At 60.8% G+C, this 26,745-nt stretch carries 22 protein-coding genes; 2 read left to right on the top strand and 20 right to left on the bottom strand.

The window, feature by feature from the left end; genetic code table 11:
• Positions 1–53 precede the first annotated feature (53 nt).
• Positions 54–644 carry a helix-turn-helix domain-containing protein gene (locus tag ACTJK7_RS16670; protein ID WP_165369529.1) on the top strand — a complete coding sequence of 197 codons (591 nt, stop codon included), beginning with the start codon at positions 54–56 and terminating at the stop codon, positions 642–644.
• Positions 645–709: 65 nt separating this feature from the next.
• Here the strand turns inward: ACTJK7_RS16670 and ACTJK7_RS16665 are convergent, their stop codons facing one another.
• Entirely contained in the window at positions 710–1,219 is a 510-nt protein-coding gene (locus tag ACTJK7_RS16665; RefSeq protein ID WP_234420618.1) for a hypothetical protein, read from the bottom strand.
• Between the two features lie 390 nt (positions 1,220–1,609).
• Between ACTJK7_RS16665 and ACTJK7_RS16660 the strand changes: the two genes are divergently transcribed.
• Positions 1,610–2,071: a DUF3574 domain-containing protein gene (locus ACTJK7_RS16660; RefSeq protein ID WP_108561493.1), complete on the top strand. Its 462-nt coding sequence runs from the start codon at positions 1,610–1,612 to the stop codon at positions 2,069–2,071.
• Here the strand turns inward: ACTJK7_RS16660 and ACTJK7_RS16655 are convergent.
• The 19 genes from ACTJK7_RS16655 to ACTJK7_RS16565 all read right to left on the bottom strand — a co-directional run bounded on the left by ACTJK7_RS16655 (position 2,047) and on the right by ACTJK7_RS16565 (position 26,718).
• Positions 2,047–3,432, bottom strand: a complete 1,386-nt coding sequence (locus ACTJK7_RS16655) for an APC family permease (protein ID WP_108561491.1) — start codon at positions 3,430–3,432, stop codon at positions 2,047–2,049. The two genes, ACTJK7_RS16660 and ACTJK7_RS16655, sit on opposite strands and share 25 nt — an antisense overlap.
• A gap of 42 nt (positions 3,433–3,474) precedes the next feature.
• Positions 3,475–5,862 (bottom strand): TonB-dependent receptor plug domain-containing protein, encoded by a 2,388-nt coding sequence (locus ACTJK7_RS16650; protein ID WP_440780517.1) that lies wholly within the window; start codon positions 5,860–5,862, stop codon positions 3,475–3,477.
• A gap of 388 nt (positions 5,863–6,250) precedes the next feature.
• On the bottom strand, positions 6,251–6,916 hold the full coding sequence (locus ACTJK7_RS16645; protein WP_323151960.1) for a sulfite oxidase-like oxidoreductase: 666 nt from the start codon (positions 6,914–6,916) through the stop codon (positions 6,251–6,253).
• A 9-nt stretch (positions 6,917–6,925) separates the two neighbouring features.
• On the bottom strand, positions 6,926–7,981 hold the full coding sequence (locus ACTJK7_RS16640) for a substrate-binding domain-containing protein (RefSeq protein ID WP_007955504.1): 1,056 nt from the start codon (positions 7,979–7,981) through the stop codon (positions 6,926–6,928).
• Between the two features lie 31 nt (positions 7,982–8,012).
• On the bottom strand, positions 8,013–9,038 hold the full coding sequence (locus ACTJK7_RS16635; RefSeq protein ID WP_011333764.1) for an ABC transporter permease: 1,026 nt from the start codon (positions 9,036–9,038) through the stop codon (positions 8,013–8,015).
• Positions 9,031–10,587: a sugar ABC transporter ATP-binding protein gene (locus ACTJK7_RS16630; RefSeq protein ID WP_440780519.1), complete on the bottom strand. Its 1,557-nt coding sequence runs from the start codon at positions 10,585–10,587 to the stop codon at positions 9,031–9,033. Before ACTJK7_RS16630 ends, ACTJK7_RS16635 begins: the two co-directional genes overlap by 8 nt.
• A gap of 8 nt (positions 10,588–10,595) precedes the next feature.
• Complete coding sequence (locus ACTJK7_RS16625; protein ID WP_007955507.1) at positions 10,596–11,267, bottom strand: methionine ABC transporter permease; 672 nt, start codon at positions 11,265–11,267, stop codon at positions 10,596–10,598.
• Entirely contained in the window at positions 11,264–12,064 is an 801-nt protein-coding gene (locus ACTJK7_RS16620; protein WP_084776990.1) for a methionine ABC transporter ATP-binding protein, read from the bottom strand. Before ACTJK7_RS16620 ends, ACTJK7_RS16625 begins: the two co-directional genes overlap by 4 nt.
• Positions 12,061–12,870: a MetQ/NlpA family ABC transporter substrate-binding protein gene (locus ACTJK7_RS16615; RefSeq protein WP_440780586.1), complete on the bottom strand. Its 810-nt coding sequence runs from the start codon at positions 12,868–12,870 to the stop codon at positions 12,061–12,063. Before ACTJK7_RS16615 ends, ACTJK7_RS16620 begins: the two co-directional genes overlap by 4 nt.
• 57 nt (positions 12,871–12,927) lie before the next feature.
• Positions 12,928–13,980 carry an isopenicillin N synthase family dioxygenase gene (locus ACTJK7_RS16610; protein ID WP_108561483.1) on the bottom strand — a complete coding sequence of 351 codons (1,053 nt, stop codon included), beginning with the start codon at positions 13,978–13,980 and terminating at the stop codon, positions 12,928–12,930.
• Between the two features lie 183 nt (positions 13,981–14,163).
• On the bottom strand, positions 14,164–14,427 hold the full coding sequence (locus ACTJK7_RS16605; protein WP_039771176.1) for a PAAR domain-containing protein: 264 nt from the start codon (positions 14,425–14,427) through the stop codon (positions 14,164–14,166).
• A gap of 122 nt (positions 14,428–14,549) precedes the next feature.
• On the bottom strand, positions 14,550–14,957 hold the full coding sequence (locus tag ACTJK7_RS16600; RefSeq protein WP_064381959.1) for an Imm1 family immunity protein: 408 nt from the start codon (positions 14,955–14,957) through the stop codon (positions 14,550–14,552).
• A 5-nt stretch (positions 14,958–14,962) separates the two neighbouring features.
• Positions 14,963–19,687, bottom strand: coding sequence for an RHS repeat-associated core domain-containing protein (locus tag ACTJK7_RS16595; RefSeq protein WP_440780522.1), 4,725 nt, complete (start codon positions 19,685–19,687; stop codon positions 14,963–14,965).
• Positions 19,684–22,590: a type VI secretion system Vgr family protein gene (locus ACTJK7_RS16590; protein WP_440780524.1), complete on the bottom strand. Its 2,907-nt coding sequence runs from the start codon at positions 22,588–22,590 to the stop codon at positions 19,684–19,686. The genes ACTJK7_RS16595 and ACTJK7_RS16590 overlap by 4 nt, the downstream gene beginning before the upstream one ends.
• Positions 22,591–22,717: 127 nt before the next feature.
• Positions 22,718–23,233 (bottom strand): Hcp family type VI secretion system effector, encoded by a 516-nt coding sequence (locus tag ACTJK7_RS16585; RefSeq protein ID WP_011333753.1) that lies wholly within the window; start codon positions 23,231–23,233, stop codon positions 22,718–22,720.
• Between the two features lie 321 nt (positions 23,234–23,554).
• Positions 23,555–24,469, bottom strand: a complete 915-nt coding sequence (gene catA, locus ACTJK7_RS16580; protein ID WP_440780526.1) for a catechol 1,2-dioxygenase — start codon at positions 24,467–24,469, stop codon at positions 23,555–23,557.
• 35 nt (positions 24,470–24,504) lie between these two features.
• Positions 24,505–24,795 (bottom strand): muconolactone Delta-isomerase, encoded by a 291-nt coding sequence (gene catC, locus ACTJK7_RS16575; protein WP_039771165.1) that lies wholly within the window; start codon positions 24,793–24,795, stop codon positions 24,505–24,507.
• A 17-nt stretch (positions 24,796–24,812) separates the two neighbouring features.
• A complete protein-coding gene (locus tag ACTJK7_RS16570; protein WP_440780529.1) occupies positions 24,813–25,934 on the bottom strand; it encodes a muconate cycloisomerase family protein in 1,122 nt (373 codons plus the stop codon).
• A 22-nt stretch (positions 25,935–25,956) separates the two neighbouring features.
• Positions 25,957–26,718 (bottom strand): 1,6-dihydroxycyclohexa-2,4-diene-1-carboxylate dehydrogenase, encoded by a 762-nt coding sequence (locus ACTJK7_RS16565; protein WP_323151840.1) that lies wholly within the window; start codon positions 26,716–26,718, stop codon positions 25,957–25,959.
• Positions 26,719–26,745 lie beyond the last annotated feature (27 nt).

Here is a 26,745-nt window from a genome sequence, read left to right as displayed (position 1 = left end):
ACGCGCGTGAACCCTCGCGCTTTCTGGCGAGCGCCGATGAACCTGTGCTGGACCTGAACAACCTCGAATCCCTGGAAGAAGACCCGATCTGTGAACGCGTCGCGCAGAACCTGCAACGCCTGCGCGGCAAGCGGCATCTGTCGCTCGATGCCCTCGCCCGCCAGTGCGGCGTGAGCCGGGCGATGCTGGCGCAGATCGAATCCGGGCGCAGCGTGCCGTCGATCAAGGTGCTGTGCAAAATCGCCAAGGGTTTGAAGGTGTCGGTGGCAGCGTTTCTGGAACATCGCGCGTTTGAAGGCGTGGCCGTGTTGTCGGCGAGCCAGAGCAAGCGACTGGTGAGTGCCAGCGGCGCGTTTGTCAGTCGCGCCTTGTTTCCATTTGATGTGGCGCGCCAATCGGAATTCTACGAACTGCGTCTGAGCCCCTTGGGCGAAGATCAATCCGAAGGCCACGGCCCCGGCGTCCAGGAAAATCTGGTGGTGGCTCAGGGCGTGCTGGAGATCAGCGTCAACGACGAGCGCTATCTGCTGTCGACGGGCGACTCGATTCTGTTTTACGCCGACCAGCCCCATCGTTATCGCAACCCCGCCGACAGTGAAGCGGTGGCGTATCTGGTGGTGACTTACCCCGAACGCCTGGACTGACAAACAGACAACAAAAAGCCCGACCGGGAATTTCCCGGTCGGGCTTTTTCATGCGCTGGCGAAAATCAGCAGGTGCAGCACATCATCGGCATGCCGTTGCAGCTCATCATCATCGGCATGCTGCAGTCGTTCATCATCTTCATCATCAGGGCGCAGCAGTTTTTCATCATGTCCATGTTCATGCCCGGCATCGGCATGATTTTGCACATCATGCAGTCGGCCATCATGGTGCATTCCATCACGCACTTCATCGATGGCATCGGCATGCCAATCATCGGCATTGGCATCATCATGTTCATCATCGGCATGGCCATCGCCGCCGGGGACATGCACATCATGCTCATGTTGCCGCAATGCATCATCATCGGCATGCCGCAGTCCATCATCATCTGCATCATTTGCGCGCTGTTCTTGAACATGGCCATGTCCATGCCAGCGGCCGGCATCATCTTGCACATCATGCCGTCGTCCATCATGTCGCAGCTCATGGTCGCCATCATCATCGGCATGCCCGTCATCGGCATCATCGGCATGTTGGCGTTCATCGGCATTTGCATCTGCATGGCGTTCATCATGGTGTAGCTCCCTGAGGATTAAGAACTGGATGAGAAGTTGATGGAGCGGATTCTAAGGATTGGAAAATCCGCAACAAGCTGTCCATCGAGCAGCAAAAACTGCTGTTCAAGCGCTTCAAGTGCAGCGTTCCGTGCGACTTGAACCGTTGCAGCAGCAGAGTAGACGCCATGACAGATCCGGCAAATGCGGTAACAGGTTTTTAAATGCCATGGATATGCGATCAAACACCAAGCAAATAACTTAAAGAAATAATCGTTCTATCCAGCGGGCATTATTTTCACTGTGTTTGCTTATTCCATTAGTTCAGCGACGATCCACTTTTTAATCTTTTATTGCTATTAACCGCCCCCTCTATAATTCGGGACAGTTCTTAACAATAAGGAAGTTCCATGCCGCAACGTTTACTACTGGCAGCACTGTTCCTGGCGGTCGCCGGGTGTGCCAGCCCTCCTCCGGTGTCCGTGCATACCAAGGATCCCGTCAGTTCGACCCTGCAAGGCGATGCCACGCGGCCAGCGCAGGCGCAGTGGGTGCGCACCGAGTTGTATTTTTCGGTGGGGCCGCTGGAAGGCAAGGAAGGTGTGGTGAGCCCGGCGCGCTGGCGCGAGTTTCTCGATCAGGAAGTGACGACGCGGTTCCCGGACGGGTTCAGTGTGTTCGATGCGTACGGGCAGTGGAAGGACCACGACGCGAAGGTGCCCGAGCGGCTGGCGACGAAGGTGATTGTGATCCTGCACGAAAGCAGCGCGAAACGTGAGAGTGACATCGAGGCGATTCGTTTGGCGTACAAGCGGATTACGGGGGATTTGTCGGTGCTGCGGTTGTCTCAGCCGGCGGCGGTGTCCTTCTGATCCGAGGTCTTTTGCAGAGCCTGCCGAGGTGTCGACACCAGGCGGCTCAACCCGGCCAGCAACAACGCCCCCACCAGCAAAACCCCAATCCCCAGAAACGCCCCCAACCCCACCACTGTCACACTGGAATACAGCATGTACACGCACAACCCGAAAAACAACAGCGGCAAAACCGGATAAAGCGGCACCCTCACCGGCCGGGGCACTTCGGGAAAGCGCCTGCGCAGAATGATCAACGCCACGCTGCTCAAACTCAGAAACAACCAGTACACCGGCGTCAGGTACTCAACCATGGTGTTGAAACCGCTCTGGGTAAAACTGCCAAACAACACCAGCAACAACGCTACCGCCCCCTCCGCCAACAACGCCTTGCGCGGGACGCCATCGCGCTCATCCCACTCACCGAAGCGGCGCAATTGCGCCACATCGCGTGCGGCGGCGTAGGTGGTGCGGGCGCCGACCAGCAAGGTCGAGTTGATGGTGGCGATGGCCGCGATGCCAACCATCAGCAGGATCAGCAATACGCCCGGGGCACCGAAGGCGCGGTTCAACAATTCCACCGCCGGCGCGTTGCTCGCCGCCAGGCCTTCGAATCCCAGCCCTTGGACGAACGCCCAGTTCAGCGCCAGATAGATCGCCATCAGCACCGTCAGCGCACCGAGCATGGCGATGAAAATTCCACGTCGACCGTCGCGCACTTCAGCCGATAACGTCGCCGCATCGCTCCAGCCGCCGAAGGCCAGAAACACGAAGATCATCGCCGCTGAAAATCCCGCCGCGCCCGTGTGTTCGGGCACCACCGGATCGCTGGGCAGCGTCGGTTCGATCCCTTGCCACGCCAGCCAGACTCCGGCGCTGGCAATGCTCAGGAACCCGAGAGCAAGCAGCCCGACCAGCACCGTCTGAGTAATAAAACCAATGTGCTTGCCCGTCAGATTCAGCAGCACCAACGCTGCAATGATCGCACCGGCAAACAGCCCCGATCCGTAATGCCCCAACGGCACGACCGCATTGAAGTAGTCGGCAAACATGAACGCCGACAACGCGATCCACCCGGTGTGCATCACCGAGAATCGCGACCAGGCAAACAGGAAACCCATGCGCTCGCCATAAGCGGTGCGCAAAAAATGATAGTCACCGCCCGGATGCGGGAAGGCGGTGGCCATCTCGGCAAAGCACAAGGCCCCGGCCATCGACGCCAGTGCGCCGAGGACCCAGACCCAATAGAAATGTTCAGGCCCGACGTTCAAGGCAACGGTCGGCGCGGTTTTGAGAATGTCGGTGGTGATGACCATGCCCAGCGTGATCAGCAATGCCTGGAACACCGGCAGGTGCCGCTTGGGGCCATTGGTTTGAGTCATGAAGGTTCCCGCTGATGATCCGCCATCCATGGCGGAAAAGACTCAGAAGCCGTAAGTCGCGGTGGCGTAGTAATACGCGCCGTTGGTGCCGATCGGCGAGAGCACGTCGTACGGCAGGTTGCCGCCGTAGTTGATGGCCGAGCCGGAGCGTTCCGGGTAGTTGTCGGTCAGGTTGTTGCCACCCAGGGCGATGCTGAATTTCGGGGTGAATTTGTAGGTCACCTCGGCGTCCAGTTGCCATACCGCGCCGTAGGTTTGCTCAGGCTGCGAGTCGCCGAAATCGAACACCCGAGTGGTCTCACCCTGACGGGTCAGACGCCCGAGCAGGCCCCAGTGTTCGCTGGTCCAGTTGGCGGAAAACACGAAGCGATCCTTGGGAGCGGCGTCGGTCAGGGTGTTGCGTTCCTCGACGCCGACCAGCGCGTCATTGCCGATCCCTAAGGCGGTCAGCTGCGACGGCGTGCCTTTGGTGCTGGTGACCTTGGTGTGGTTGTAGGTGTACGCGGTGGTCAGGCCCAGTTGCCCGTCGTAGAACGGCTGATGGTAGTTGAGCACCAGTTCGGCGCCGTCAGTGCTGGTGTCAGCGGCGTTGGTGAAGAAGTTGACGTCGTGCACGCCCGGCACGCCGAAGTTGTCGTTGATGTAGCTTTCCAGCGCGTCGCTGCCGATTCGCTGCGACAGGGTGATCCGGTCCTTGACGTCAATGCGGAACACGTCCAGCGACGCATCGAAGCGTTCGTTCAACTGGAACGTCAGGCCGAGGCTGAAGTTCTTCGAGGTTTCCGGATCGAGTTTTTCCGCGCCCAGGGCACGGGCAATCGGATCGTTGACCGACAGCACGCGGATGTCGGTGAGCGTGCCGCCGTCGCCGAAGTTGCTGGTGGTGTTCTGGAAGCCGCTCTGGGCCAGCGACGGCGCGCGGAAGTTGTTCGACACCGCACCGCGCAACGCCCATTGATCGGTCAGCTTGTAGCGACCGCTGAGCTTGCCGGTGAGTTTGCTGCCCGCATCGTCGTAATGTTCCCAGCGCGTGGCGGCATCGACGAAGAAACGGTCGGTGAGATCACCGGACAATTCGGCGTAGGTGCCGAACACGTTGCGATCCAGATCCGACTCTTCACTCGGGCGCAGGCCGTTGGCGCCATCGGCCCCGGAACCGATGTAAGAGGCTTCGTCTCCGGCAAAGGTCAGGTAGTTTTCGTAGCGATATTCACCGCCCACCGCCAGCACGAACGAGCGGCCACCGAGGCGCAATTCGCGGCTGAAATCCAGGTTGGTGGTGGTCTGGCGCAACTCATAGTCGCCAGTGTCGAAGCGGGTCGGCGAGTCCGCGCCGAGGCTGACGTTGAGGGTGCGACGGGTTGCCGATTCGAAGCGGTTGCGACCGTGGGTGACACTGCTGTCGAAATCCCACTCATCGCCGATCAAGCCTTTGTAGCCGGCGGTGGCGGAGATGTCGGTGTTGTCGCCCAGCGATTGCGGCAAGTAGCCGTTGGGGTAGAACTGCGGCTGCTCGGACGGGTAACGATAGAACTCGGCGCCGGTGGTGTGGCGTTCGTTGTAGGTGCCGAAGCTGTAGGCCTTGCCGCCGGCCAGCGGCAATTCGCCGTTGAACCAGGCGTTGACGTCCCGCGCCACGCCGTCGCCCATCACGTAGTTGCGCTGGCCCGGAGTGTCGGCGAAACCGTCGTAGCCGGCGCGGTTGGTCGGGTTGCGATCCTTGTACTCGGTGCCGCCGCGAATGAAGCCGCCCTCCTCGCCCAGCCGCGTGCCGATCTTGGCGGTGGTCACGCTGTTCTGGCCGTCGGTGGTGGTTTTGCCGATGGCGTCCTGGTGGGTGTGGTAGGCGCCGTAGCTGGTGGACACTTCGCCGCCTTCGGGGGCATCGTCGAGGATGATGTTGATCACCCCGGCAATCGCGTCTGAGCCGTACTGCGCGCCCGCGCCGTCGCGCAGCACTTCGATGCGTTTGATCGCGCTGATCGGGATCGAGTTGAAGTCCACCGGCGCCGTGCCGCGACCGATTTTCGACGAGTCGTTGACCACCGCCGAGGTGTGGCGGCGCTTGCCGTTGACCAGCACCAGCACCTGATCCGGGCTCATGCCGCGCAGCTGCGCGGCGCGCACGTGGTCGGCGCCACCGGAGTTGGACTGGCGCGGAAAACTGAACGACGGCAACAGCGTCTGCAACGCCTGGCCCAGCTCGCCGCCACTGGCGCCGGCGGTCTTCAGGTCCTCGGCGGTCAGCACATCCACCGGCACCGGCGAATCCAGCACCGTGCGTGCGGTGCCCCGGGTGCCGGTGACCAGCACGGTGCCCAGCCGTGTGTCATCGTCGACGCGCGCGGAAGTCTCTTCGGCTTGCGCAGGAAGTTGCCAGATTGCACTGACAACAGCGATGGCGAGTAATGAACGCGAACGGTGAATCATGCGACAGCTCCTTGAATCGCAGTTAATAACCGGCCGCTGCCGAATCATGAAGTGTCGGCAATCGGTGCACGGCAATTTCTGCTGTAGTTTTGATATTCAGAAAGGCAGCCAAGTGTGTTGAGCAACTATCGGCTGTTAGAGCGCAAGAACCCCAAAGTTAGTAAAACCCCCTGTTTACCGATGCTAGACGAGCGGTCGCCTGCCGCAAAAGAACCAATAACGCTTAGGTTATGCCTGACGAATGGAGTGTTGCCTGAGCAACAGTTGTGTTTGCGCAACAACGTGAACACCCAACTAACCAACAACTAATCACGCACAAAAACGCACTCCACGTTGTTGTAGAGAGCGTTATTAATCTGTGTTTTTTTCGGTGCGAAGTTAGATGCCGTCAGTCGAAGTCCTTTTCCCGCCAGGCATCTTCGGCAATGTCCAGCGCGTCGCCGCTGAAGCGCTGCTCAATGAACGGATCGGCGTGCAAATGAAAGCCGTTGCGCTCCCAGAATCCCGGTTGTTCCTGATCGGTGAACTCGAGCCCGCGCAACCATTTCGCGCTCTTCCAGAAGTACCGCCCCGCCACCACCAGACGCAGCGGCCAGCCATGTTGCGCGGTCAGCGGCTGACCGTCGTAATGGGTGGCCAGCAGGCTGTCCGGGTGCAGCAGGTCATCGAGATGCAGGTTGGTCTGGTAATCGTGATCGGCGTGGGCCATGACGAAGGACGACGTCAGCCGGATGTCCAGGGCCTGCAGCAGGTCTTGCAGGTGCACGCCGCTCCAGCGGGTGTCGAACTTCGACCAGCGTGTCACGCAATGAATGTCGCATTGCAATTGGCGCTGTGGCAGCGCTTGCAGATCGGCGTAGGTCAGCTCGACCGGGTTGGCCAAGGTGCCGAACAGGCGCAGCGACCACGTCGCCAGGTCATAGGCCGGCACCTCGCCTTCGTGCAGGATGGGGAAACGCTCCGTCAGCACCTGCCCCGGCGGCAGCCGTTCGCCCAGCGCCACATCGGCTGTCGGCGAACGGCTCTTGCGCAGGCGCGCAGCCTTGTCGTGCATGTCGGCTCCTCAGTTCGCCACGGGAATCCACGGTGCCCGCGCGACATTGGCGGTGTCACCGAAGGCCGGCAGTTTTTGCCCAAGGTCGCGCACGTTTTTTACGTCCAGATCCAGCAGTTGCTGGCGGGTAATGAGAGTCGGCGGCACCAGCACCTTGTGCCCCGGATTTTCCCCGGCAATCAGCATCGCCAGACTGCGCACGCTGATCGCCCCGGCCACTTGCGGATTGACCGCCGCGGTGGCGGCCCAGGCGCTGTCCGGCTCTTTCATGATCTGGATGTCGGCGGTGGAAATGTCGGCGCTGTAGATCTTCACCTTGCGGCTCAGACCGGCCTCGTCCACCGCGATTTTCGCGCCTTTGGCGAATTCGTCGAACGGCGCGAAGATCACACTGATCCCCGGATTGGCCCGCAACACGGCGCTGGCCTGATCCGCCACCGAGTTGGCAATCGGCGGATTGAGCGTGCCGAAGCGCGCCTTCTCGATGATCCCCGGATTGCTCGCCTTGACCTGGCTCCAGATCTCGTCGCGGCGCTCCATCGGCGTGAAACCGCTGATGTAGACGTAACCGGCATCAAAACGGGTGCCGTTGTCCTTGACCGCTTGATCGAGTGCCAGCCGCGCCAGCGCGTGGTGATCCTGTTCGACCTGGGTCACTTGCGGCGTGTTCAGGTCAACGTCGAACGCAACGACCTTAATGCCTTTGGCGAGTGCCCGGTCGATCGGACCTTTGAGTGTTTCCGCCAGCCCCAATTGCACGATGATCCCGTCGACACCGAGGTCGGCAGCCTGATCGATCATCTCGCCCTGGCTCGCCGCCTGTTGCCGCGCGTCGAACACCCGCAGGTTGGCGCCCAGCGCTTCGGTCTGTTTCTCCACACCGCGCAGGTAGGCTTCAGGGAAATCCCCGGAAAACAGATAGCCGACCAGCGCAATCTGTACCTGACCTTTATCGAACGGCGCCGGTGCGCCGGGCAGGGCCTTGGCCTGCGCGTTGAGGGCCAGCGCCGAGAGCAGCGCCCCGGCGAGGCAATGACGTGCGAACTGTTTGATTGAACCGTGCATGGATCTTTCCTTGAAGCATCAATAAAACGGCTCAGCGCGCCCGATGCGCGAGGCCGAAGGTGAACATCAGGGCCAGCACCAGCACCAGTCCCTTGACGAAATCCTGCGCGTAATACGGCGCGTTGAGCATGGTCAGGCCGTTGAGCAACGAGGCCACCAGCAGCGCGCCGACCAGCGTGCCGAACGCGTTGGGCTTCTTCGCCCCGAGCACGGCAAAACCGATCAGCGCAGCGCCCAACGCATCGAGCACCAGGCCGTTGCCGGAACTGACATCCCCGCGCCCCAATCGCGCCGCCAGCAACAAACCGCCCAGCGAGGCCAGCAGCGCCGACAGCACATAAGCCAGCAACTTGAAGCGCTGCACCGGCGCACCGGCCAGACGCGCCGCCTGCTCGTTGCCGCCAATCGCATAGAACAACCGGCCGATGCGCGTGCGTTCGAGAAACAGCCACACCGCCACCGCGACCACCGCCGTGATCAACACCGGAACCGGCACGATGTCCCACAGTCGTCCACGGCCCAGCGCCAGAAACAGCGTACTGAACGAACCCTCGGCTTCATCGCCGTTGGGCAAGGTCATGCCCACCGCAATCGAGCGGCCGCCCGTGGGGATCAGTTGCACGCCGATCACCAGAAACATGCTGCCGAGCGTGGCGAGAATGTCCGGCACGCGCATCTTCACGATCAGCCAGCCGTTGAGCAGCCCCACCAGCGCGCCACCGGCCAGGCTGATCAGCACCGCCGGCACCGCGCCCCAGCCGAGCACCACCATCACGTAACTGGCAATCATCAGGCTCATGGCCGCCACCGCGCCGATCGACAAATCCAGTCCGCCGACAGCCATGGTCAGCGTCACGCCCAACGCCAACAGCGCGACAATCGACACCGACTGCAGAATGCTGAACAGGTTGCCAACGCGCAGGAACGCCGGTTCCGCGACACTGAAAAACACCACGATCAACGCCAGCACCCACAGCAGGCCGTAGCGGATCAGCGCTTGTACGAAGCGCTCGGACGGCGCCGGGGCGGATGACAACAGGGAACTCGAATCAGGCACTCGCTCTACTCCTTGGCGCGGCGTGAACATTAGAATTTTGCGGGTCGCTGCCGGCCAGCGCGGCGACCAGGGTGGCGCGATCCAGCCCGGCACGCGGGTACTCGGCCACCACCGCGTGATCGCGCATCAGCAGAATCCGGTCGGCGATCTCCAGCGCTTCATCGACGTCCGAGCAGATCACCAGCGTGGCGCGGCCAGCGGCGCTGTCGCGCAGCAACTGGCCGATCTCGCGCCGGGCACGCACATCGACGCCCTGAAATGGCTCGTCGAGGATCAGCACCCGGCCCTCGCCAAGCAGCCAGCGACCGAGCACGACTTTCTGCTGATTGCCGCCGGACAACGCACTCATCGGCACATCGATGCCGGCGGTCTTGATTCCCAGCGCTGCGACTTGCGCCTCCACCGCCGTCGCTTCGGCGCGGTTGCGGATGAAACCGCCACGGGTGAAGCGTTCGAGGAACGGCAAGGTCAGGGTTCGACGCAATGAAAAATCCGCCACCAGCGATTGGCTGGCGCGATCCTCGGCGGCGAAGAACACGCCGCTCTGGATGGCTTGTCGGGGCGAGCCCGGTTGCCACTCGATGCCGTCCAGTTGCAGAGAGCCGGACAACGGTTTGCGCAGCCCGAACAGCACTTCGGCGATCTCGCTTTTGCCGGCGCCGAGCAACCCGGTCAGCACCACCACTTCGTTTTCGTGCAGGGACAGATCAAAAGCCTGAGTGCGCGGCAGGATTTTCACGTCGCGCAATTTCAGTACTTCGCGCCCCGCCGCTCGCGGTGTGTAGACGTGGGCTTCCAGCGCCTGACCAAGCATCGCCTCCAGTGCCTCGGGCAATTGCCGGGCACTGAACTCACCGGCCAGTTGCCCGTCGCGCAACACCACGGCGCGGTCGGCCACTCGTTGCAGATCGGACAGGCGATGGGAGATGTACAGAATCGCCACACCACGGCTGCGCAAGGTGTCGATCAGCCCGAACAGGCGCTGCGCTTCCGCATCCGACAGCGCTGCCGTGGGCTCGTCGAGAATCAGCAGGCGCGGTTGCAGGGCGAAGGCGCGAGCCAACACCACCAGTTGCCGCTCGGCCTGGCCGAGGTGTTCGATCGGTTGCTCCAGCGGCAGCACCAGACCGAGCCCGGCAGCGATGCTCGCGGCGCGTTCCAGCAGGCGTCTGCGATTGAGCCAGAAGTCGGCGTCGGGGCGGCACAGTTCATCGAGCAGCAGGTTTTCCGCCACGCTCAATCCGGGCGCGATGCCTTCGTTAATCTGCTGATGAACCGCGACAATACCGAAACGGCGCGCCGACAGCGGCGAACTGAAATGCCGGGGCTGGCCATCGATCCGGATCTCGCCGCCATCGGGGGTCTGGCTGCCGGCGAGGATCTTCACCAGCGTCGATTTGCCCGCACCGTTGGCGCCGAGCAGCGCCACCACTTCGGCGGGAAAAATATCCAGGCTGACCCGGTCCAGCGCCCGGTTCGAGCCAAAGGTCTTGCTCAGTTCACGTACACGAATCAGTGGCTCGGAGACCACGGCGACAGGCGCACCCATAAAATTCCTTAACGTCGATGAGCCAGCGAACGCACCAGTCGATCGCCCAGGCTTTGCACGCCCTGGACGAGGATGACCAACACCACGACGGTGGCGACCATCACTTCATTGTTGAACCGTTGATAGCCGTAACGGATTGCCAGATCGCCCAGCCCGCCGCCACCGATGACCCCGGCCATGGAAGAAAAACCGATCAGCATCACCAGCGTCAGGGTGATGCCCGCCAGCAAGGCCGGCAGCGCTTCGGGCAACAGCACTTTGAAAATCACGTGGCGGATGTCACCGCCCATGGCCAGGATCGCTTCGATCCGCCCCTTCTCCACTTCGTCGAGGGCGTTCTCGACGATCCGCGCAAAAAACGGAAAGGCGCCGATGGTGATCGGCACCACGGCGGCGGTGCTGCCCAGGGTGGTGCCGACCACCAGCCGGGTCAGCGGGATCAGGGCAATCAGCATCACCACGAACGGCAGCGAACGCCCCAGATTGATGATCGCGCCCAAGGCTTGATTGAGCCTCGGCAACGGGTACAGGCCCTGACGCCGACTGATGAACAGCAACACCCCCAGCGGCAAACCGATCAGCAAGGTGAACAGCCCGGCGAGCAGCACCATGTACAGGGTTTCGCCGGTGGCGTTGAGCACCAGTTGCAGAATTTCATTCCAGTCGATCACACGGTTCATGAGTGGGCCGCCCGTACGCCGTATTGCCGCAGAAAACTCAAACCGGGCGCGTCATGCCCCAGCGGCAAGCCGCAACTGGGGCGCAGTGAGGCGCCGAGGGCGGACTGCGGATCGGCCAGCAATCGAGCCACCGGCCCCGCCTCCACCAGTTTCCCGTTGGCCATGGACGCGGCGTGATCGCAGATCGACTTGACCACGTCCAGTTCGTGGGTGATCAGCACGATGGTCAAACCGAGCTGGCGGTTGATGTCGCGCAACAGCTCCAGAATCGACGCGGTGGTTTCCGGGTCGAGGGCGCTGGTGGCTTCGTCCGACAGCAGATACGCCGGCCGCGCCGCCAGGGCCCGAGCGATGCCCACTCGCTGCTTCTGCCCACCGGACAGTTGCGATGGAAAGGCTTCGGCCTTGTCGCCCAGCCCCACCAGATCCAGCAGTTCCCGAACCCGTTCATAACGCTGTGGCTTGGCAACCTTGGCGATTTCCAGCGGCACCGCGACGTTGTCGAACACGTTGCGCGAATGCAGCAGATTGAAGCCCTGGAAGATCATGCCGATGCGCTGACGCTGGCGGCGCAGTTCGCTATCGGACAGCGCGGTGAGGTCTTCGCCGTCCAGCAGAATCCGCCCGGCATCCGGGCGTTCGAGCAGATTGAGGCAACGCAGCAACGTTGATTTACCCGCGCCGCTGCGCCCGAGAATCCCGTAGATCGCGCCATCGGGAATGCTCAGCGACACCTGATCCAGCGCCGGGGTCGACGCTGACGGATAGGTCTTGCTCAACTGCTCGACGACGATCATGGCTTGGCATCCGCCACCGGGATCACCGAGCCCTTGAAGTTCTCGGCGATGTACTTGGCGACTTGTGGCGAGGTCAGGTCCCTGGCCAGTTGCTGAATGCGCGGATCGTTTTCCAGTTTCGGCGTGGTCACCAGAATGTTGGCGTACGGGTTGTGCTCGGCCTTCTCCAGCCCCAGCGCATCCCTGGCCGGCACCAGCCCGGCTTCCAGCGCGTAGTTGCCGTTGATCACCGCCAGGTCCACGTCATCCAGCGCACGGGGCAGTTGCGGCGATTCGATTTCGAGGATCTTCAGCTGTTTCGGGTTTTCGGCGATGTCCTTGGGCGTCGCCTGATCCGCCGCCGGGTCATTGAAGCCAGGCTTGAGTTTGATCAGGCCGTTGTCCTGCAACAGGTACAGCGCACGGCTCAGGTTGGTGACGTTGTTCGGCACGGCGACCGTACCTTTGTCTGGCACCTGGGCGAAGGTTTTGTGGCGATGGGAATAGATGCCCAACGGCTCGATGTGCACCGTGGCGGCCACCGCGAGTTTTTCGCCGAGAGCCTTTTCCTGGGATTGCAGGTACGGCAGATGCTGGAAGTAGTTGGCGTCCACATCGCCGTGCACCAAAAGTTCGTTGGAGTTCACGCCCTGCGGGATTTCGATCACCTTGAGATTGAGCTGTGGATCGAGTTTCTGGATGTACGTCAGGATCTGCGCGTGTGGCACCGGGTCGGCGGCAACGCGCAATGGTTCGAGCGCTTGAGCACTGAACGAAGTCACCAGCGCGCCGAGGACGGCCAGGGTCAGGCCTGCTTTTTTCAACACTGCTTTTTTCAACACTGCTTTTTTCAACATGGAAAGAGTCCTTCTGCGAGTGATGGATCAGGCGTTGGCGGTCTTGCGAAGCGGTGTCTGGGTATTCGACGCATCGGCGTAGAAGCGCTGCGCGACATCGGGATGGGAGCGCAGTCGGCCCTTGAGGTAATTCCAGCCGACATCGCGAAACAACGGATTGAGCGGATCACTGGCCGGGCCACGCGCCTCACGCAGCAACGCCGTCGGCAAGGGATAAAGCGGCACCACTGCATCCAGTTGCGCGCCGAGGAAAAACGCGATGGACAAGCGCTCGCTGCCCACCGGTGGCGAGACCACCCGATGCACCGTGGCACGCAGGTAACCGTTGGTGGCCAGCTCCAGCAACTCGCCGATGTTCACCACCAAGGTGTTGTCCCGAGGCAGCGCATCGATCCAGCGCCCCTCTTCAATCTCCACTTGCAGCCCGGCCTGCTGGTCTTGCAGCAGAAAGCTGAGGAAACCCGAATCCTTGTGCGCGCCAACGCCCTGATTGCTCGCCGTCGAGGCTTGCCCCGGATAGCGCATCAGCTTGATGTGTTCGTTGGGTTTGTCGCCGTACAACCGGTCGAAAGCGTCTTCCGGCAAGGACAGCGCCTGAGCGAATGCGCGCAGCAGGCGCAGCGACATTTGGGTCATCGCCTGCTGCCAGTCGAGCAACAGCGGCTTGAGTTGCGGCAACGCTCCGGGCCATTGATTCGGCCCTTGCAGCCGCGCCCATAACGGACTGTCAGCGTTCAACGGCAAGACGTCGCGCTCGGCGCCCAGATCGAATTGCTCACGCTGATCGGGCTGGCCACGGGTGATCTCGGAAGCGGCGCGGTTGTAGCCGCGAAAGTGCGGCGAATTGATCATGCCGACGGCGTTTTTCTCGCTGTCGGGCAAGGCGAAGAACTGGCGTGCGTAGTCCTGCACTTGCTCGAGCAGGCCGGCGTCGATGCCATGGCCGGTCAGGTAGAAAAAACCCACATCGCGGGCAGCATGGCGCAGGTCATCAAGAAAGGCCTGGCGTTGCGACGGCGTGCCGTCGAGCAGGGACAGATCGAGGATGGGTAATGCGGTGATCTTTGAGGTGTGCGGCATGATTCACTCCCGTGTGAATCAAACCTGAAGAGTCCGTGATCGATTCAGCGTGTGCCGTCATGGCAATCGGGAGGTCTATCGGTTTGATGCTTTTGATTCGTCTATGAAACAAAACTAAACGATATTAAAAACACCGAACAAATATCTTTTTTGCATTAGCTTAGGTCTGTCTGACTACAGGACTCAGCTGACCACCGCGCCCTTCGGACCGCTGGCAATAAGCGCCGCCCCACACGCAGTTTTCATGCCGTCCAGCGCGATGGGCACGCCATCGACGGTGTAGGTGCTGCTGCCCTCGGCAATCGGAAAAATCCCTTTGCACAACGGGCAACTGACCTTGTGACCGAGCCCGGCAATCGGCTTGCCATTAAGGTCGGTTCGGGAGAAGGCTTCAAGGACTTTGCCACCGTGGGTGGTGGAGTCGCCGAGGCGGATTGCGTCTTTCATGTTGTCACTCCATTGACCGGCTTACTCATCCATCCAGACATCTTCGTCCCCTTGAGGATCGATGATGAACTTCACCCGGTGGACAGACAGAGACCCTGCCCGCCGGTCCGAATGCAGTCTCATTAACCTTCGACATCCCACGTCAAACCTGGATCGGCTGTCCCGTGCGCAGAAAAATACATCAGCGCCTGTTGTGCGATTTCTTTATCGACGCACTGATTCTGTGGATAGCTGCCGGACTGCCCTCCCACAACGACATCAAGACTTTCATCGCCGGATGCGTCGGGGGCAATCAGTGTGAAAAGCTTTTGATCCACATCCAGCGCGATAAACACCACATAACGATTTTGCGCACCGCCGCCAATGCTCATGAAGTTTTCATCATCGAGAAAGAACATCGTTGAACTGAATGTTTTTCCATCGAGACGATTCAGCGCAGAGAGCAACGCTTTTTCATCGGGTTGGTGCACTTCATGAGTGACCGAACGATTGCCTTGGGTTTCATCTTCCAGGATTTTATCCAGCTTCATAATCACTACTTCGTTGGTGTGTAAGTTCGACTGCCACTTGGCGAGTGTACGGTGATATTGCATCCCAGGTTTCGAGCCAGTGATCGAATGCCCCCGGCTCCCGGAAGTCCGCAAGCCTTGCACGGGTCTCGATCCACCCACATTTCCGCACTTTCGGCCTTGCCAGCCATTCCCGCATTGACCGCATGCTGCACCGCTTCGGCTTCTGCGTGGGTTTTGGTCTGCGCGTTTACCCGCTCAAGTGTAATAGGCGTTTTGGGATTTTGAGCGCTTGAGTTTATACCCTCGAAACTCTGGTCGTTGACCTTCAAAATCGCCAGTGTCGATGTGTCTTCGGCAGAACCTGCAACCGGAAGGCCCAATGCCTTTCTTCGGTCGGCCAGTTGTTGCCTTGGATCACAGCCCTCAAGACCCAGTGGGTCAACCCAGCCTGTCGGGTTAGGCGCATAGGCATATAGATTCAGGCCGCCTGCATAACTGATCGGATCCTTGCTGATGAAACGGCCAACGTCAGGATCGTAATATCGGTACCGGTTGTAATGCAGCCCTGTCTCATGATCGTGGTATTGCCCCTGGAAACGAATCGGGTTTGCCAGCCCTTGCTGCAGTGCCCACTCCGAACGTTTTTCAATGGCAGTACCCCATGCCTTGTACTGTGCACTCCAGACGATCTCCCCGTTCTGGTTGGTCAGCTCCTGTGGTGTGCCCAAGTGGTCACACTGATACCAGCTCAAGACATCGATCGGTGGTGCTTTGGGCACAATGCTCCATAACGGATCATCGGCCAGACGATAGTCATCGCTGTAATGAGGCTCGGCAAACAAGTTGATCGATTGGTGCCGTAAAGCCTGGGCCACGGGAACAAACGTGCCGGGCTCATAGATGTAGTGCACCGTCCGCCCCGGATCCCCGTCGGCCTGTGAAAGACTGCTTTCCCAGGCCAGGTTATCGCCGTCCCAGCCATACAGCGTGAAACCACAACCCAGTTCTCTTTGCCGACGTGACAGTTCGTTCTGGTTCCACTGCGACCCGGCTTCGGGGTGTTGCTTGAAGTGCGCACGTGAATGCTTGTACAGCCGCCGACCCAGCGCATCGTAGGCGAAGTCGATTTCCAGACGGGCATCATCGAAATGCACCAGGCGATCGAACAGGTCCCAGCGCATCCGGCTGATACTCGCGTTGTGCCAGCGCTGAATCAGGTTGCCACGGTCGTCATAGTCGTAATGGCTGCCAGCGTACTCACGCAACAAGTTGTCGAGAAGCTTGCTCCGGGTCGGATACTGGTCCAACGGTCGCCGAACCTGTTCAGCCTTGGCATCCATCAAATTGCCGGCGGGATCGAACGCGAAGGTTTCCACACCCAGACGACTGGTGGCGTTGAGCAGACGACCTACCGGGTCGTATTGATAGCCGATCGGCCCACGGCGAGTGTCATGGATACCATTCAATTGGCCCGCCGCGTCATATTGATACTCGCGCTTGAGCAGGATGCGCTTGTCATCACTGTGTCCCAGCAATTGTTGTTGCAAGCGACCGGCAGGGTCCCATTTTTGAGTCTGGAAAAGGCGATTGCCCTGATGTCGGGCGACTTCACGATGCAGATCATCACGCTCGTAACCGATCAGGTCGTGCTCATCCAGCCGCATTCCCAACAAGTGGCCACTGCCGTAGGTCAGCCAACTGATCCGGTGTCCATCCGGACGCACAGTGGCCACTCGCTGATTCAGCGCATCATATTCGTGCTGCCAGACCGCAACCGTCGGCTTTTCCAGTACCGAATAATGCTGATGCTCGCGCAACAGGTTACCTGCCGGGTCATGAAACCACTGCAAGCGACTCTTATCATTGCTGGCGAGCACCAGGTTGCCGTTTCCATCGTAGGCAAAGGTTTCTTCCTGCGACTCACCGCCAAGTCTTGCAAGACGAGAGATCAGGCGGTTCATCGGATCGAAGCGCAATTCAGTAACGCGCTCCCCATCCCTCGTCGAGGCTAGACGCCCGGTATCAGGATCGTATTGGTAGTGCTTGCTCCGACCGTCGAAGCCGGTTTCGTGGAGCAGCCGCCCTACCGGGTCGTACTCGAACTGCGCTCGCTGTTCATTTTCGTTTTCCAGGGCCGACAAGCGCCCGAGCCGATCCCAGCGATAGCGCAATGTCTGCTCGGCAGCGTCCACCCGCTCCGCCACCAGACCGGCAGCGGTGTAACTCCAGGAGGTGCAGCGACCAAGGCCATCGATGTGGATCAGTAATCGACCTTCGGCATCGCGCGTGAATCGCTCTTCGGATTTGTCCGGATGTTTGATCAGTACCAGTTGACCCGCCTGATATTCGTACTCGGTACTTTGCCCGGCTGCATCGGTGAAACAGATCGTCTGCCCTCGACTGTCATATTCCCAGGTGCTGCTTTTTCCGGAGCAATCGGTGTACTTGGTCAACTGGCCAGCGTCGTTGTACTCAAGTTTCTTCTCGGCGCCGTTGGCATCCTTGATGGCCGTGAGCAGACCGGCCGGGGTGTAGGTGTATTCGGTCTTGTTACCCAATGGGTCGACGGCTTCTACCAGATTGCCCTGTGGATCGTAATCGCGAAGCCACAGGCCACCCTCCGCGTCGCTGATCTTGATCAGTTGATCCTGGTCGTCGTAGGCAAAGTGCAGGACCGTATCGTCGGCCCGGATATGTTCGAGTACGTTCCCGCGATCGTCATAGCTGAATCGATCGATGCTGCCGTCGGTATGAACATGGCGCACGATGTTTTTTGCGTCATCGCGAAACAGCCATTCCGAGCGTTCGTCGGGATGACGGATACGATAGGTGTAGCCAAGGATGTCGTAGTAGTGCCAAGTCTCATTGCCATGGGCATCGGTGACGTAAGTCAGGCGAATATTTTCATCCCACTCCAGCCGGGTATCGTAGCTGCCGTCATCGGCCCATTCGCGTATCGCCCGCGCATCGGCGCCCTGTCCCTGCCATTGCAGATTCATACCGCGTCCGGTGCGATCGGTGTATCGGGTGATGAGGTGATGCTGGTACTGGTAACTCCAGACCGCCGCATTTTCGTCCTGAGCCTGTATCAAGTCCCCGGCGTCGTCATAAACATAGGCACACAGCTGACGCCAGGGGGCACCGTCGCGAATTTCCCAGAGGCCGATCAAACGCCCCTGATCGTCGATCAATGTACCGAGTTGCAAATGAACCCTGGAAACGTCCCCTTGGTAGGTGATCAGATCCGACAACACGACTTCATCGTTATGGCGATGTTCGTAGTGCAGCATGATTCCCGCACCGCTGCGCAGTACGATTCCACTCAGCAGATAGCGCTGACCTCGACGAACGTAGGTTTCCTTGCGCTCGACACCGCTGCACAGCACCAATTGGTTCTCGTCGACGCGTACCAGCGTGAGGCTCTCGATCGGGTCGTAGTGAGCTTCACCCACTTTGGGCAGAGGGTAGTTGTGGCTGCGACCATCAGCTGCGTGGTACACCACCCCGTCATCGACGCGATCAAATCGGGTGGTGAACTCGGTAATCCAGCGAGCACCGCAGACGCCCTTGTCGTAGGCATCCAGACGTGAGTAATAGGTGCGAGTCCAGGTGACCGGAAACGGGCCGGGCAGGCTGAAGTCCGTGTGATTGAAAGTCTCCGATCCCATGGCAAAGCTGATGCTATGGGCGGTGATGGGACACACACCGTTCTTGCGGCAGTTGGCGTCGGCTTTCGCGCCTGCCTGCTTTGACTGCATCTCCAGTTGCCCGTCCCCGGCCCTGCGTTGGGCTTTACTCGTTCCGCCGGGTTTGACCGTTGCGCTCTGGCCATGAGACCTGCGTTTGCGCCAGGTCACTACCGCCCCCGCCAGCATCTGCAACAACCAGCCGATAGAGTGCTGCACACCTGGATCGGCAAGTTTTTTCAGCTGGGTTCGCAGTTCTACACCCAGATTACGCAGCATGGATGTATTACCCAGTACCAAGGCCTTGGCTTTTTCCGGCAGCAGATTTTTCGCTGCACTATTGGCCACCCCTTTTCCTGCAGCCTTGTAGGCGCTAAATGCAGCGCCAAAGATATTGCTGATGGCCGCCTTGGGATCATGCAGTAACTGGCCCCGTGCCGCGGTGAGCTTTGAACCTGCCGCGTTAAGGTCGCCTTTGGCGTCAAGCTTGCCGTTGACCACCGTTTCCAGGCCCTTGGCAATCTCGTTCACCGCGCTTTGACCCAGCTTTCCAGCGTCGTCGAGAATGCCCGCCAGTTTGGGTTGTGCCTGTTTGACGAAGTCATCGATGGTGCCGACGATGGTCGCGTTCAGATGCCCGATCAACACTTCAATCAGCGAGTCCCCCAGCAGCATCTTGGCGCTGTTACGCAGTTCCTGACGCACCAGCCCCAGGGTCGGGCGTAGTGTCATGCGCGCAGAAGCCATGGTCGGCGGCGCAGGCAATACACCAATCAGGTTGATACCCAGGCTGACCCAATCCAGCACCTGACGCTGTTTGCTTTTGGCCAGGGTGACGATGTCTCCGAGGGCATCAACCAACGCCATGATGTTGCCCACGACAGGAAGAGCACCCGCGACGTTCTTGACCCGATCAAGTGTGACGACACCGCCGCTGATGGACTGCAACCAGGCATCGAATTTGGCAGCGCCGCGTCCGACATCCTGAATATCGATCGTGTTGAGGGGTACCACCGCGACTTGCGGCTCACGCTGTTTCGCACCACCGCCCCCAGTTGTCATGACAGCACCTCACCCGCCAGCAATTCCGGAGTTTTCAAAGAAGGTTTTGGAAGCGTCGGCGCCGGCAGACTCGGCAACTTGCCCGCCTTGCTCGCCGCCCCGAGGATTCCCGACGCACTCGGCATCGCCGCACTCGCCAGTTTCGGCAGCCCGGCTACCCCGCCCTGCACCACGCCCTTCACCTGCTGCGCCGTTTGCATCGCACCTTGCGCGGTCTGCACGGCGCCCATCCCTGTTTTCGCCATGTCCTTGCCCTTCTCCAACATGTCCCAGTTCTTGCTCGGCAACACTTTGGCGACCATCGCCTGCACCTGACTTGGCACCTCATCAGCACCCGGCGGATTCAACGGCCATTCCGGTTTGCCGATGTAACTGCCTTCACTCCAGGTGTCCGCCGGATCCTTGCCGAACAGCACCCGCGCCGGGCCTGGTGCGGCGCCGGCAACGCTGGCGAACCCCTTCGCATCGAGCTTGCCCTTGATGCTTTTGCCCAGCGCATCGATGACTTCGTAATCGCCGTCCTTGATGCCCTGACGCCCGGCGTACTGGTTGAACAGTTCGAGGTTGCCCTTGCCCGGTTTCGGCGGCTCCGGGAACACGCCCGCGAGACTCTTGGCACCGGTGTAAGCAAAGTTCGCCGCGTGGGCGGTGTACGGGCCGCTGGTGGCGTGGGTGATGCCGCCGGCGTTGTAGGTCGTGGCGCTGCCGCCGCCCTGGATCACCAGTTCGGTCTTGGCGGTGATGGTGATGCGGTCGGCATTGGCGGTGATGTTGAGTTTGGCCAGCAGGTTGATGCTGTCCTTCAGCGCCTTGACGTCGATGTCGCCGGACGCTGCGACCAGACGCCAACCCATGCTCTGCACAAACAGGCGCATGCCGCGACTGGCACTGGCCAGCAGGCGTTTGCCGATGGAAAAACTGGTGTGCCCGGTGCTGCTCAGCGCCAGGTGTTCGCCGGTGGCGATGTGGCTGGAACGCGGCGTGGTCAGGGCGATGCCGGCGGGACTGGCGAGTACCAGATGCGGCTCGGTGAATTCGGGGAATTCGTTGGCGGTGAGGTTTGCCGGGCCGCTGCCCAGCACACCCTGATGCTGTGCGTGCAACGCCTTGGCCACATCGTCCTGATCGCCGGCCTCTTGAGCCTGAAGCTCTTTGGCTTGCGTGGCGAAACCGTCCTGTTGATCGCTGGCGGTGGCCAGGCGCTCGGCGGTTTCCGGCAGGTCCTTGTGGTGCTTGGATTCATTCGGGCGCGGTTCGGTGGTAATCAGCAGACCGGCGCCGGCACGCACGGCGCCGTGGCGGTCGGTTCTTAACTCAAAACCTTCACCCCGAGGCTGACCGCCGCTTGGGCGCGGGTGGGTCAGGTAACCAAGGTTGATCGCGCTCGCGCCGTGATCGCTGCGCAGCGCGATGCTGATCTCGCTGGTGGTGTCGTCGATGCGCAGTTCGTTGGCGCGGCTGCCCTTGTATTCCTTGCTCTTGACCGTGGCCAGGGTCTTGAAGTCCGGCAGCTTGTAAGGCGGCAGGTTGGCGCCGTGGTACAGGCAACCGGTGATCAGCGGCTGGTCGGGATCGCCTTCGAGGAAGGTGATCAGCACTTCCATGCCGACCCGCGGAATGTTGATCGAGCCAAAGGTCTCGGCGGCCCAGCTGGAGGCCACGCGCATCCAGCAGGAGGTCTTGTCGTCGTGCTGGCCTTCGCGGTCCCAGAAGAACTGCACCTTCACCCGGCCGTACTGGTCGCAGAAGATTTCTTCGCCTTCGGGGCCGGTGACCACGGCGCTTTGCGAACCGAGGACCTTGGGTTTCGGGTGATCCAGCGGCGGACGGTACGGCACGTCCCACGGAATCGCGTTGAAGCGGTTGCGATAGCCCTGGTGGAAATCGTCTTTGTTGTCGGTGGTGTCGCTGGTCACCGACTCTTCCAGCACTTGCGGCTGCTTGCCTTCGTGGAAGATTTCGGTGAGCAGCCACAGGTCGTTCCACGTCGGGTTGGCGTGGTCGGTCAGGGCCAGAAAATGCCCGGTGACCAGGATCGGCTGGTCGCTGTTGCCCTCGGCCAGGCGATAGTCGCTGCGATGGCGTTCGAGGTTGCGGTTGGCCAGGTGCTTGCCACGCTCGCGATCCACGAAACGGCCCGGGTAATCGTAGTCTTCCAGGTCCGGCTGGGCGCTGCTCTTGGCGTCGCTTTCCAGCTCGATCTTCGGTTTGACGAAGTCGTAATCGCGGCGCGTTGTACGGCTGGTGCGGGTGGCCAGGCGCAGGCCGAAACGCTTGACCACCGGCTGGTCCGCCACCAGCCCGGAGTCCTGCTGATACGCCACTGGCGCCAGTTTCGGGAACACCGTCTGGTCATCGCCGAAGGTCAGTTTGTGGCCGCTTGGGGTGTGCTGGAAGTGGTAGTGAATACCCTCTTCTTCGCACAGGCGCTGGACGAAATGCAGGTCCGATTCGTCGTACTGCGTGCAGTAGATCCGCTCGGGATACACCGCACTCAACTGGAAGTGGTAATCGCTGGCCAGAATGCCGTGTTCTTCCAGCACCTGGCTGATGATCTGCTGCACGGTCATCTGCTGAAAGATGCGCTGGTTGAAGCGGTGCGCCAGGTACGAAAGCTGCGGTCGCAGGGAGATCTTGTAGCGGGTCAGGCGCTTGCCCGCCTCGCCTTGGGCAATGCTGTAAATCAGCCCGTGAATCCCGGTACCGCTCGGCGACAGTTGAAGAAACGCCAGTTTGTGCAGCAGGCTTTCGAGGTTGATCGAAGCCTTTTCGCTGACCAGTTCCAGCTCGAATTCGAAGGGCGTGTTGAGGGCTTCCCGACCGGTGAACGACAGCACCTGGAAATCGCTGTCCGCGCCATCGATGGTCAGATTGAAATGGGGCTGGTTGGCCGGTGAGAACATTCCCTTGTCCCTCGTGCTGTGCTGCAACCCACGCCAGATTGATAAACCTCTGGCGGCAGTAATCCTTTAAGAACTCAAAGGTTCCGGCCAGTAACACTGGCCGGAACGGTACAACCATCAGCCGTGATTAAACGACCGGAGCACGCCAGTCATCGGAGCCCGAAGTACCGGAGACTTCGTGGGTCCAGGTGATTTTGCGGTAGGTGAAATGCACCTCTTCCAGATGAGTGAAGTGGGCGTTTGCCGGGTCCTGGCAGTTGTGCATCTTGTTGTTGATGGCGACGATGATCGCGTCTTCCAGTTTGGTGGTGTAGTAGTGCTCTTGAGTGCCTTGCGCCGAAGTGCGGTACCACTGGATAACGATTTCGCTCATGCGCTCGCCGGAAGTCAGTGCTGCTTGCAGCAGTGGCGAAGCCTTGTCGTAGACCTTGGTGATCACAACTGGCTTGTGCACGCGCTGACCGGTTGGCTGACCGGATTGCGGGTCACGCGGGATGATCACGTCGTGGGTGAACGCCTGAACCATGACCTGGTCTTCATGACCTTCCTGGTAGGTGTTGCCAACGGAGTCGGCGGTGAACGCGCCGGCAGTGATCAGGCCTTGTTTTTCGCCGGTAACCGACATGTACGCTGGTGTTGCCATGGGGTGTGCTCCTTGCTCAAAAGACAGGACCGGACGGCGTGATTGCCTGCCCAGATGGCCAAGGAGATATCAAAAGTCGTGCCAGCCACATCAGGGCTTTTACCCATCAAAGACTTACGATGCTTGCGTGGGATAAGTTCGTTTTTGGCTGTAGGAAACAGCGAAAAAGTGCGCAAGAAGTTGCGCAGTGCTGTGCAACTTCTTGCGCACTTGGCTGTAAGCCTCGATATAGAGAGCTTGCCGTGGTTTTCACCGAGCTTTTATTACGGACAACTGCGCAACTTTTTGCGCAGTTCAGCCAATCCAATCAGAACTCCGACATCAGGCTTCCTGCAACGCCCGTGGCCGCTGACTGCGCTGCTGCGCCGCCGCATCCGGCGCCTGCTGCAACTGGAAGTCGAACTTCAATTCAGCACGACGTCCCGCTGCATCCTCCAGAAACTCGACCTCTCCGACCAACCCTTCACGGGTCGCATACGCGAAGTCATCCCACAGATATTTGTCCCCGGACAGATTGATCTGCGTCGTCAGATGCCGATGCCCCGGTGCGGAAATGAAGAAGTGAATATGAGCCGGGCGCTGGCCGTGGCGGCCGAGCAGGTCGAGACATTCCTGGGTCGGGCCTTGGGGGTCGCAGCCATAACCGGAGGGCACGATGCTGCGGGCGCGATAGCGGCCTTCGGCGTCGGTGATGATCCGCCGGCGCAGGTTGTATTCGGACTGGCTCTGGTCGAAGAACGAGTAAGTACCTTTGGTGTTGGCGTGCCACAGGTCGACCGTGGCGCCGGCCAGCGGCTGGCCCTGCGGATCAAACACCTGACCTTCGAGCAACATCAGCGTGGCGACGCCCTCCTCGCTGCCGTCGTCCATCCGGCATTCCCCTTCGTACAGCGGCGCGCCGGCCACGTATAACGGGCCTTCGATGGTGCGCGGCGTGCCGCCGGTCAAGCCGATCTGCGCGTCCTTGGCGTCCTGCAGCAGGTCGAGGAAATGCTCGAGGCCGAGGCCGGCCACCAGCAGCCCGGCTTCCAAGCGGCCGCCCAGACGGTTGAGGTAGTCGACGGCTTTCCAGAATTCGTCTTCGCTGATCTCAAGGTCTTCGATGATCCGGGCGGTGTCCTGCAACACTCGCAGGACGATGTTTTTCAGGCGCGAGCTGCCGCCATCGTTGGCAAAACCGGCAGCTTCTTCGAAGAATTTTTGCAGTTCGGCAGTGTGGGCAATCTTCACGGTCATGGTGTTCACCTCATCTTGTTGTTGTGGGGGCGGGCTCAGCGGTCGTCGGTGTGGATCGACGAGGGATGGCGGCAGAGGCCGTCGATCTCGATGTCCATGTAGGGAAACAGCGGCAGCAGCATGAGGGTGTCGTGCAGCGCTTCGACGCTGGGCACGTCGAACACGCTGTAATTGGCGTAGTGCCCGGCGATGCGCCAGAGGTGGCGCCACTGGCCTTCGCGTTGCAGGCGCTGGGCGAGTTCCTTTTCGTCGGCCTTGAGTTTTGTGGCAACGGCCGGGTCCATGTCGGCGGGCAATTTCACGGTCATTTTTACGTGGAACAGCATGGCGTTCTCCTTAGGGGTCAGTGCCGGCGAAAGCGCGCCAGACGCTCTTCATCCAGCGTCAGGCCCAGGCCCGGGGTGCGTGGAATGTGCAGGTGAAAGTCGCGGTACTGCGGGCGCTCGGTGACGATGTCTTCGGTGAGCAACAGCGGACCAAATAGCTCGGTGTCCCAGGTCAATTGCCTGAGCGTGAGGAACGCATGGGCCGAGGCCAGCGTGCCGACGGATCCTTCGAGCATGGTGCCGCCGTACAGGGCGATGCCGGCGGCTTCGGCGATTTGCGCAGTGCGCAACACAGCGCGCGGGCCGCCGTTCTTGGCGATCTTCAGGGCGAAGACGCTGGCGGCGCCGTCGGCGGCAAGGCTGAACGCGTCTTCCACGCTTTCAATGGATTCATCGGCCATGATCGGCGCCGGGCTGCGCTGGTTCAGACGAATCTGACCGGAACGATTGACTCGCGAGATCGGCTGCTCGATCAGGTCGATACCGTTGTCGCCGAGCACCTGGCAGCCGCGAATTGCCTGGGATTCGTCCCAGTACTGATTAACGTCGACCCGCACACTGGCACGCTCGCCCAGGGCTTTCTTGATCGCCACCACGTGCTTCAGATCCTGCTCCAGCGGGTTGGCGCCGATCTTCAGTTTGAAGATCCGGTGACGCCGCGCTTCCAGCATTTGTTCGGCCTCGGCGATGTCGCGGGCGGTGTCGCCGCTGGCCAGGGTCCAGGCGACTTCGAGGCTGTCGCGGACCCGACCGCCGAGCAGTTCGCTCACCGGCAGGCCGAAGCGTTTGCCCTTAGCGTCGAGCAACGCGCTCTCGATGGCGGACTTGGCGAAGGTGTTGCCCTTGGCGATCTTGTCGAGTTTCTGCATGGCGACGTTGAGGTTGTCCGCGTCCATGCCGATCAGCGCCGGCGCCAGGTGCGCGTCGATGTTGGCCTTGATGCTTTCCGGGCTTTCGTAGCCGTAGGCCAGGCCGCCGATGGTGGTGGCTTCGCCGATGCCTTCGATACCGTCGCTGCAACGCAGGCGCAGGATCACCAGCGTCTGGTTCTGCATCGTGTGCATCGCCAGTTTGTGCGGGCGGATGGTCGGCAGGTCGACGATGATCGCCGACAGGTTTTCAATCAGGATCCGGTTCATTTCAGTGTCCATTCAAGCGTGATCAACCGAGGTCACCGCCACCGACCGGCAGGGTTACACCGGTGATGTAGGAGGCGTCGTCCGAGGCGAGAAACAGGATCGCGCCGACCTGTTCATCAATGGTTCCGTAGCGTTTCATCAGGCTGCTATCGAGGGTTTGCGCGACGATTTCCTGATACCAGGCCTGCTCCTGCGCAGATTGTTCGGCGGCGTTGCGCGGGATGCGCCGGGGCGGCGCTTCGGTGCCTCCGGGCGCGGTGGCGTTGACCCGGATCCCGCGCTCGGCGTTTTCGAATGCCAGACAGGCAGTCAGCGCATTGATTCCGCCCTTGGCCGCGCCGTAAGGGACGCGGTTCAGGCTGCGGGTCGCAATCGACGAAACATTGACGATCACGCCGCGCCCCTGCTTGAGCATGTACGGCAATGCGGCGTGGCAGCACCACAGCGTCGGGAACAGCGAGCGGCGCACTTCGGCCTCGATCTGCTCGACATCGTAGTGTTCGAACGGCTTGGCCCAAATGGTGCCGCCGACGTTGTTGACCAGCACATCCAGGCGCCCGAACGCATCGACGGCGGCGCTCATCACCCGCGCACAATCGGCGTATTGCTCAAGATCGGCGATCAGCGGCAGCACGCTCTCGCCCTGCAGTTCGTGAACCAGCTCGGAGCGGTCGACGGCGATCACCTGCGCGCCCTCCTCCAGCAAGCGCTCGCACACCCGGCGACCGATGCCCTGCGCCGCGCCGGTGACCAGCGCGACCTTGTTGGCGAATCTGTTGTTCATGACAACCTCGCAATTCAGAAAGAAGAC

It is taken from the genome of Pseudomonas sp. 22085 (assembly GCF_052045815.1).
In the GTDB taxonomy this organism is placed as follows: Bacteria; Pseudomonadota; Gammaproteobacteria; order Pseudomonadales; family Pseudomonadaceae; genus Aquipseudomonas; species Aquipseudomonas glycinae.
The sequence above is the reverse complement of the archived record's forward strand: the minus strand, read 5'-3'. Positions and strand labels throughout refer to the sequence as shown.

Excerpts from the sequence above, each read along its gene's own strand:
- ACTJK7_RS16620 (WP_084776990.1), bottom strand. The coding sequence starts at position 12,064 with ATGATCGTCGTCGAGCAGTTGAGCAAGACCTATCCGTCAGCGTCGACC.
- ACTJK7_RS16625 (WP_007955507.1), bottom strand. The coding sequence starts at position 11,267 with ATGAACCGTGTGATCGACTGGAATGAAATTCTGCAACTGGTGCTCAAC.
- ACTJK7_RS16660 (WP_108561493.1), top strand. The coding sequence starts at position 1,610 with ATGCCGCAACGTTTACTACTGGCAGCACTGTTCCTGGCGGTCGCCGGG.
- ACTJK7_RS16565 (WP_323151840.1), bottom strand. The coding sequence starts at position 26,718 with ATGAACAACAGATTCGCCAACAAGGTCGCGCTGGTCACCGGCGCGGCG.
- ACTJK7_RS16595 (WP_440780522.1), bottom strand. The coding sequence starts at position 19,687 with ATGACAACTGGGGGCGGTGGTGCGAAACAGCGTGAGCCGCAAGTCGCG.
- ACTJK7_RS16590 (WP_440780524.1), bottom strand. The coding sequence starts at position 22,590 with ATGTTCTCACCGGCCAACCAGCCCCATTTCAATCTGACCATCGATGGC.
- catC (WP_039771165.1), bottom strand. The coding sequence starts at position 24,795 with ATGCTGTTCCACGTAAAAATGACCGTGAAATTGCCCGCCGACATGGAC.
- ACTJK7_RS16665 (WP_234420618.1), bottom strand. The coding sequence starts at position 1,219 with ATGATGAACGCCATGCAGATGCAAATGCCGATGAACGCCAACATGCCG.
- ACTJK7_RS16585 (WP_011333753.1), bottom strand. The coding sequence starts at position 23,233 with ATGGCAACACCAGCGTACATGTCGGTTACCGGCGAAAAACAAGGCCTG.
- ACTJK7_RS16605 (WP_039771176.1), bottom strand. The coding sequence starts at position 14,427 with ATGAAAGACGCAATCCGCCTCGGCGACTCCACCACCCACGGTGGCAAA.
- ACTJK7_RS16645 (WP_323151960.1), bottom strand. The coding sequence starts at position 6,916 with ATGCACGACAAGGCTGCGCGCCTGCGCAAGAGCCGTTCGCCGACAGCC.
- ACTJK7_RS16610 (WP_108561483.1), bottom strand. The coding sequence starts at position 13,980 with ATGCCGCACACCTCAAAGATCACCGCATTACCCATCCTCGATCTGTCC.
- ACTJK7_RS16640 (WP_007955504.1), bottom strand. The coding sequence starts at position 7,981 with ATGCACGGTTCAATCAAACAGTTCGCACGTCATTGCCTCGCCGGGGCG.
- ACTJK7_RS16570 (WP_440780529.1), bottom strand. The coding sequence starts at position 25,934 with ATGAACCGGATCCTGATTGAAAACCTGTCGGCGATCATCGTCGACCTG.
- ACTJK7_RS16650 (WP_440780517.1), bottom strand. The coding sequence starts at position 5,862 with ATGATTCACCGTTCGCGTTCATTACTCGCCATCGCTGTTGTCAGTGCA.
- ACTJK7_RS16630 (WP_440780519.1), bottom strand. The coding sequence starts at position 10,587 with ATGGGTGCGCCTGTCGCCGTGGTCTCCGAGCCACTGATTCGTGTACGT.
- ACTJK7_RS16600 (WP_064381959.1), bottom strand. The coding sequence starts at position 14,957 with ATGAAGCTGGATAAAATCCTGGAAGATGAAACCCAAGGCAATCGTTCG.
- ACTJK7_RS16655 (WP_108561491.1), bottom strand. The coding sequence starts at position 3,432 with ATGACTCAAACCAATGGCCCCAAGCGGCACCTGCCGGTGTTCCAGGCA.
- catA (WP_440780526.1), bottom strand. The coding sequence starts at position 24,469 with ATGACCGTGAAGATTGCCCACACTGCCGAACTGCAAAAATTCTTCGAA.